Origin of the sequence: Phytoactinopolyspora alkaliphila (genome assembly GCF_010550695.1) — a bacterium.
In the GTDB taxonomy this organism is placed as follows: domain Bacteria; phylum Actinomycetota; class Actinomycetes; order Jiangellales; family Jiangellaceae; genus Phytoactinopolyspora; species Phytoactinopolyspora alkaliphila.
On sequence record NZ_JAAGOB010000002.1, the window covers coordinates 609,566 to 616,199 of the forward strand.

A 6,634-nucleotide genomic window follows, 5' to 3' on the forward strand; every position below is an offset into this window, starting at 1 on the left:
ACACGGTCAATCGTTGATGATCACGAGAGTGAGGGGAACAGCTCGGGAAGGAGAACGCGGGCGTCGCTCCTGGCCTCCTCGACCGCCGCCGCCGGAGCGCTCGCATACGGCCACCGCACCCCCAGGCCGATCTCGGCCCACCCGCCCACCGCGGCCAAGAACTTGTCGAGGGCGGGGTTGGACAGTCCGCGGGCTTGCAGCGGTGTGATGTGGGCGGCGAAGAAGCCGGCTATCCGCCGTTCGACGTCCAGTGCGGCGGCCGGTGCGGCGGCCGGCTCGCCGAGGATCTGCCGGTACCAGGCCACGGCACCGGCCGGCGACATCGCGGCGATGTTCGAGTAGCTGCCGTGCGCGCCCCGTGCCATGCCGGACGCTAGCCGGTGGCCGGCCACGAACAGGGAACAGCCAGGCGCACGCACACGGACCTGCTCGAACCATGCGTCGTCACCGCCGGCCACCTTCACGCCCACGACAGACGGGGCCTCGGCCAGTAACCGGCCGAGCAGTGACGGCGAGATCTGGGTCTTGGCGTGCGGCGGGTTGTACAGGACCAGCGGCACCGGCGCCGCTTCCTCGGCAACGCGGCTGACGAAGGCTAGGCACTCGTCGTCGCTGAGCGGAAGCCAGTCCGGGAGGATCACCTGGATGGCGCCAGGCGCCACCGCCCGCGCCCGGCGGACCCGGTCGAGGCACAGCTGCGCGCTCGGGTGCGTGGCACCGATCTGGAACGCCATGCCGGCCGCTTCGCACCGGCCGGCGATCAGTTCACTGATCCGGTCGAATTCCGGCTCGGTCAAGGTGTGAAACTCACCCGCCGTACCGTGCGCGTATACGCCGTCGACTCCGCTGGTCAAGAGCGTACCCAACTGCTCATCGAGGAGGTCCCAGCGGATCCCCCCGTGGTCGTCAACCGGCAGCAGCAAGGTGCCCCAGACGCCGCGGATCTCCGTGGCATTCAGTGGTTTCATGACGGGCTCCTCGGAGGTCGCCATCGGAATTAGTCCGCCTGTAACCTTGACACATCAGGTCTATCAGATATCTGATAACTCTCGCCCGGGAGACCGACGACGACCAGGAGGCATGTCATTTACCCGGCCAGCTCAGCTTCGGCGGGATGGACGGCGGCTCCGGCCACAACACCGACCAGAAAGCACTCGCATGAGAAAACCGCTCTACCAGGAAGCACAGCAGCGCCTCCGCGACTACATTCTCGACCACCAGCTCACGCCGGGCGCCGGGCTGCCGCCTGAGGGCGAACTGGCGAACGAACTCGGCATCAGCCGGCTCTCGCTCCGGGAAGCGACGAAGAGCCTGGAGACGCTCGGAGTGATCAAGGCCGTGCCCGGTCGCGGCCTGTACGTCAGCACCTTCTCGTTCGACGCGGTCGTGCAGCAGCTCCCGTACAGCTTCGGCATCGGCGGGCACTCCCTCACGGAGCTACTGCAGGTCCGTGAAGCCATCGAGGGTGGGCTGATCGTCGCCGTCTCCACGTTGATGACCGAAGCGGACCTGGCCGAGCTGGACGGCATCGTCGACGAGATGGCGGCCGCCCATGCACGCGGCGAGACCTTCGCCGAGGTGGATCGGCGCTTCCACGTGCGTCTGTTCGCGCCCTTGGACAACGGCCTGGTGACGACGCTGCTGGAACTGTTCTGGGACCTATTCCACAAGCTGGAGAGCGAGCTCCCGGCTGGGGACCAGCACTCGGTAGACGTGCACCGGGACATCCTCGCCGCCATTCGCGGCGGAGATGCAAGACAGATGATGCGAAGCGTGCGAGAGCACTTCGGCGGCATCCGGAGATCACTGGACGCACGATCCAGTTCGGCCAGTCAGGAAAATCAAGCGGAGGACACGTGAAGCTCGACCTACAAGGGATCATTCCGGCTATCGTCACGCCGTACGGCGCCGGCCACACCATCGACTCGGAGGTGACCCGCAAGCTGGTCGACGCCCTGATCGGGCAAGGTGTCGGCGGCCTGTACGTGGGCGGGACCACGGGCGAAGGCCCGATGCAGTCGCCCGCCGAACGCACGGAGTTCACCGCGCTGGTCGCCGATGTGGTCGGTGGCCGGGTGCCGGTGGTCGCGCACGTGGGGGCCGCTGACACCGCTGGAAGCATTGAGATGGCCCGGAACGCGGCGAACGCGGGCGCGAACGCGGTCTCAGCGGTGGCGCCGTTCTACTATCAGCATGGCCGTGAGCAGGTCCGTCAGCACTTCCTCGACATCGCCGAGGCGTCGCCGGTTCCGTTCCTCCCCTACCATCTGCCGATGGCGGGCGGTGACGACGCGACGTTCCATCTGTTCATCGAACTCGCCGCGCACGAGAACATCGTCGGCTTCAAGTACACCTCGCGCGACATCTACGAACTACAGCAGCTCGTCGCGTTGTGCGGCGACGGCGCAGCGATCTTCAACGGCGCCGACGAGGTCTGCATCCACGGTCTCCTCGCCGGAGCGGCCGGAGCCATCGGCAGCACCTACAACTTCATGGCCGGCCTGTTCGTGCAGGCTGCCGAGGCACTCGCCGCCGGTGACGCGCCCAAGGCAGCGCGGCTCCAGGGCCAGGCCAACGGAGTGATCAGGCAGGGCGCCCACTACGACAACGTCGCGTTCGCCCGGGCCGTCCTGCAGGCGCAAGGGTTCGATGTCGGCCCGCCACGCAAACCCATTCAGCAGATGAGCGCCGACGACCACGCCCTGGTCGCGCGGTTGGTCGCGGAGACCCCGTTCCTCTGAGGGTGGGGTGACACACGACGAGACGGAGGCCGCCCAACATCGTGTTCGTGCTATCGGACGAACACGCCGCCGAGGCGACCGGATACCGTACGCACGCCCCGTCTCGATCGACTGGCCGCCCGCGGAACCCTGTACGAGAACGCCTACTGCTCAAGTCCGATGTGCGTGCCGTCCCGCCTGTTCCTCCTGTCGGGCCGGCCAGGCGTCTACATCTCCAGCTTGTACCCCAGGCCGCGGACCGTGAGCAGGTAGGTCGGCGTCGTCGGGTCCGGTTCGATCTTGGCTCGAAGACGCTTCACGTGGACGTCCAGGGTCTTGGTGTCGCCGACGTAGTCCGCGCCCCAGATCCGGTCGATCAGCTGGGCCCGGGTGAGGACCCGCCCGGCGTTGCGCAGGAGCAGCTCGAGCAGCTCGAACTCCTTCAGCGGCAGCCGTACCGACTCGCCGTCAACGGAGACGACGTGCCTCTCGACGTCCATGCGCACCGGCCCTGCCTCCAGAATCGCGGAACTGACCTCCGCCGCCTCCGTGCCGCGCCGCAACACCGCACGGATTCGCGCCACGAGCTCACGGGACGAGAACGGCTTCGTGACGTAGTCGTCGGCGCCCAGTTCCAGGCCCACCACCTTGTCCACCTCGGAGTCCTTGGCGGTGAGCATGATGACCGGCACGTTGGATCGCTGCCGCAGCTGCCGGCACACCTCGGTGCCCGGCAGTCCGGGAAGCATCAGGTCGAGCAGGACGAGGTCGGCTCCGGCACGGTCGAACTCGTCGAGTGCGTGGTCGCCGGTGGCCGCGACGGCCACCTCGAAGCCCTCCTTCTTCAACATGTACGACAGTGCGTCGCTGAAGGACTCCTCGTCCTCGACGACGAGCACACGAGTCACGGTGCCTCCTTAGCAACCTGCGAAACGCCCCTGGCCTGTTGCCCGGGGCGGTAGGGAAGAAGCGGCAGTCTGAGGGTGAAGGTCGATCCAGCACCCTGCACGCTCCACACGCTCACCTCGCCGCCGTGGCTGGCGGCGATGTGCTTGACGATGGACAGGCCCAACCCGGTCCCGCCGGTCTCCCGCGACCGGGCCGGATCCACGCGGTAGAACCGCTCGAAGATCCGGTCCAGGTCGGTCTCGGCGATGCCGTGTCCCTGGTCGGTCACGCTGATCTCCACGAGGTCCTCGCGCCGGCGGACTCCCACGGCCACGCGCCTGCCCTCCGGGCTGTAGCTCACGGCGTTCTCGATCAAGTTGCCGATAGCGACGACGAGTTGCTTCTCGTTGCCGAGGACCTGCAACCCCTCGGTACCGCCGGCGGTCAACCGGATGTTCCGGTCCTCGGCGTCGACCCGGCTGCGGTCGATGGCGGCCACCACGACGTCGTCGATCTCGACCGGTTCCGGGGAGTCGACCGGGTCGTCGTACTGGAGCCTCGACAGGTCGATGATCTCCTGCACCAGCCGGCTCAGGCGCTGACCTTCCTGCTGCATCCGCTCGGCGAACCGGCGGACCGCATCGGGCTCGTCGCTGGCGTCCTGTACCGCTTCAGCCAGCAGCATCATCGCACCGACCGGCGTCTTGAGCTCGTGCGAGACGTTGGCGACGAAGTCACGCCTGATCTCGTCGACGCGGATCTCGTGGGTGCGGTCCTCGACGAGCGCGAGCACCAGCCGGTCACCGAGCGGAGCCACCCGGGCGAGAACGTGCAGGGTCTGGGTGCTGTCGCGGGACCGGGGCACCTGAAGCTGGATCTCCCTGATCTGACCGTCCCGGTGAACCTTCTCCGCCAGGGCAAGCAGCTCCGGGACCGTGATCCGGTCCTGTCGGACCAGGCCGAACGCGTACGCGGATGGGCTCGCCTTGACCACGTTGGTGCTCTCGTCGAGGACGATGGCACTGGACCGGAGCACCGCGACGACCTCGTCCGCGCCCTCAGGTATCGGTGAGGTGCGCGGTGGGGTGGTCGGTTCGGATGCGCGCCGGCCGGATCGGAGCCTCCAGCCGGCCGCGAGGCCGACGGCCAAGCCGACGACGGCAGCCAGCACTCCGGCGGTGATGGCGTCCACACTTATCGATAGTAGAGGGCGTCACGGGCGCTGACCGCACGAAATGGCCAATGAGCCAGGGGTTCGCGGCGATGTTCACCCGCATTTCCCGACCGGTTCACCTTGCCACCCATGACGCCCCGGCCGCGACCCCTAGTCTGGACATCTGGGAAGCTCGGCACACACTCTGACGACAGGACGATGGCCCCATGCGTGACGCCTACCACGAACAACTCGACGCCGTGAACGGCCGGCTGGTCGGCATGACCCGCAAGGCCGGCGAACAGATCCAGCTGGCCACCCGGGCCCTCCTCGGAGCCGAGCTGGACGCGGCGGAGAAGACCGTCGCGGGTGATGCCGTCATCAACCGGGACCGGCACGAGGTCGATGAGCAGGTCATCGAGGTCATGGCGACACAAGGCCCCGTAGCCAGAGATCTCCGCGTCGTGACCGCAGCCCTGCGGATCACCGCTGATATCGAGCGGATGGGCGACCTCGCGGTACACGTCGCCAAGATCGCCCGGATGCGCTACCCGGACCACGCCGTCCCCGAAGAGCTGCGCAGTACGTTCGCCTCCATGGGGACCACCGCGGTGGAGATGGCGGACAAGGCCGGCCAGGTCATCAGCACCCGTGACGTCCAAACGGCCGCACAGCTGGCACACGACGACAACGAGATGGACCACCTGCACCGTTCACTGTTCCTGGTGCTGCTCGACGACGACTGGGACCGCGGTGTCGAGGCCGCCGTCGACATCGCGCTTCTGGGCCGCTACTACGAGCGTTTCGCCGACCACGCCGTGGAGATCGCCGGGCACGTGCGCTACCTGGTGACCGGCGAACTCCAATAGCGACCACAGCCCCTGGTAGCGACCACAACCCCTGGCATGGGTTGTGGTCGCTGAAACCGGACATTTCGGGCGCGCCAGCGACCCTAACCCATGCCAGGGGTTGCGTACGGGTCAGCGACCCTGGTTCTTGACCGCTTCGATCGCCGCGGCCGCGGCGTCCGGGTCGAGGTACTCGCCGCCGGCCTGGACCGGGCGCATCGACTCGTCGAGCTCGTACACCAGCGGAACGCCGGTGGGAATGTTCAGTCCCGCGATCGCCTCGTCGGAGATCCCGTCGAGATGCTTCACCAGGGCCCGCAGCGAGTTCCCGTGGGCGACGACGGCCACCGTCTTGCCACGACGCAGGTCCGGGACGATCGCGTCGTACCAATACGGCAGGAAACGGTTGAGCACGTCCTTGAGGCACTCCGTCCGCGGCAGCAGTTCCGGCGGCAGATCCGCATAGCGGGCATCGCCGAACTGGGAGAACTCGTTCTGGTCGTCGATCTCCGGCGGCGGCGTGTCGTAGGAGCGCCGCCACAGCATGAACTGCTCTTCGCCGAACTCGTCGAGCGTCTGCTTCTTGTCCTTGCCCTGCAGCGCGCCGTAGTGGCGCTCGTTCAGGCGCCACGACCGGGTGACCGGGATCCAATGCCGGTTCGCAACGTCGAGCGTGATGTTGGCGGTGCGGATGGCACGGCGCAGCACACTCGTGTGCAGGACGTCGGGAAGCACGTCCCGGGCGGTCAGCAGATCGCCGCCGCGGCGGGCCTCAGCTTCACCAGCGGCGGTGAGGTCGACATCGACCCAGCCGGTGAACAGGTTCTTCGCGTTCCATTCGCTCTCGCCATGACGGAGCAGCACCAAGCGGTAGGTCATGGGCTCGAGCGTACCGAGCGCATCATGTCTCCCTTCGCTGTGGGGGGGGGGGGGGGGGGGGGGGGGGGGGGGGGGGGGGGGGGGGGGGGGGGGGGGGGGGGCGGGGGCGGGGGGGGGGGGGGGGGGCCCGCCGCCCCCCCCCCCCC

Annotated in this window: 8 protein-coding genes; 4 read left to right on the forward strand and 4 right to left on the reverse strand. The window is 68.0% G+C overall.

Annotated features, from left to right (window positions below; genetic code table 11):
* Window positions 1-20 precede the first annotated feature (20 nt).
* On the reverse strand, window positions 21-968 hold the full coding sequence (locus G1H11_RS05815) for a dihydrodipicolinate synthase family protein (RefSeq protein ID WP_163816888.1): 948 nt from the start codon (window positions 966-968) through the stop codon (window positions 21-23).
* Between the two features lie 190 nt (window positions 969-1,158).
* Between G1H11_RS05815 and G1H11_RS05820 the strand changes: the two genes are divergently transcribed.
* From G1H11_RS05820 to G1H11_RS26895, 3 genes are all read left to right on the forward strand, one after another.
* The gene (locus G1H11_RS05820) at window positions 1,159-1,860 is read left to right on the forward strand and encodes a FadR/GntR family transcriptional regulator (RefSeq protein ID WP_163816890.1); all 702 of its coding nucleotides are present in this window, start codon (window positions 1,159-1,161) and stop codon (window positions 1,858-1,860) included.
* Entirely contained in the window at window positions 1,857-2,741 is an 885-nt protein-coding gene (locus G1H11_RS05825) for a dihydrodipicolinate synthase family protein (RefSeq protein ID WP_163816891.1), read from the forward strand. Before G1H11_RS05820 ends, G1H11_RS05825 begins: the two co-directional genes overlap by 4 nt.
* A gap of 129 nt (window positions 2,742-2,870) precedes the next feature.
* Window positions 2,871-2,993 (forward strand): hypothetical protein, encoded by a 123-nt coding sequence (locus tag G1H11_RS26895; RefSeq protein ID WP_343074815.1) that lies wholly within the window; start codon window positions 2,871-2,873, stop codon window positions 2,991-2,993.
* Here G1H11_RS26895 and G1H11_RS26900 read toward each other — a convergent pair.
* On the reverse strand, window positions 2,948-3,628 hold the full coding sequence (locus tag G1H11_RS26900; RefSeq protein ID WP_163816893.1) for a response regulator: 681 nt from the start codon (window positions 3,626-3,628) through the stop codon (window positions 2,948-2,950). The genes G1H11_RS26895 and G1H11_RS26900 overlap by 46 nt on opposite strands.
* Window positions 3,625-4,800 (reverse strand): sensor histidine kinase, encoded by a 1,176-nt coding sequence (locus tag G1H11_RS26365; RefSeq protein WP_216843479.1) that lies wholly within the window; start codon window positions 4,798-4,800, stop codon window positions 3,625-3,627. Before G1H11_RS26365 ends, G1H11_RS26900 begins: the two co-directional genes overlap by 4 nt.
* A gap of 188 nt (window positions 4,801-4,988) precedes the next feature.
* Between G1H11_RS26365 and phoU the strand changes: the two genes are divergently transcribed.
* Window positions 4,989-5,630 (forward strand): phosphate signaling complex protein PhoU, encoded by a 642-nt coding sequence (gene phoU / locus G1H11_RS05845; protein ID WP_163816910.1) that lies wholly within the window; start codon window positions 4,989-4,991, stop codon window positions 5,628-5,630.
* Between the two features lie 111 nt (window positions 5,631-5,741).
* On the opposite strand, the gene G1H11_RS05850 is transcribed toward phoU, so the two are convergent.
* Entirely contained in the window at window positions 5,742-6,488 is a 747-nt protein-coding gene (locus G1H11_RS05850; protein WP_163816912.1) for a phosphoglyceromutase, read from the reverse strand.
* Window positions 6,489-6,634 lie beyond the last annotated feature (146 nt).

What these genes read in the sequence shown, in the direction of transcription:
- G1H11_RS05815 (WP_163816888.1), bottom strand. Translation starts at nt 968, where the DNA reads ATGAAACCACTGAATGCCACGGAGATCCGCGGCGTCTGGGGCACCTTG.
- G1H11_RS05850 (WP_163816912.1), bottom strand. Translation starts at nt 6,488, where the DNA reads ATGACCTACCGCTTGGTGCTGCTCCGTCATGGCGAGAGCGAATGGAAC.
- phoU (WP_163816910.1), top strand. Translation starts at nt 4,989, where the DNA reads ATGCGTGACGCCTACCACGAACAACTCGACGCCGTGAACGGCCGGCTG.
- G1H11_RS05820 (WP_163816890.1), top strand. Translation starts at nt 1,159, where the DNA reads ATGAGAAAACCGCTCTACCAGGAAGCACAGCAGCGCCTCCGCGACTAC.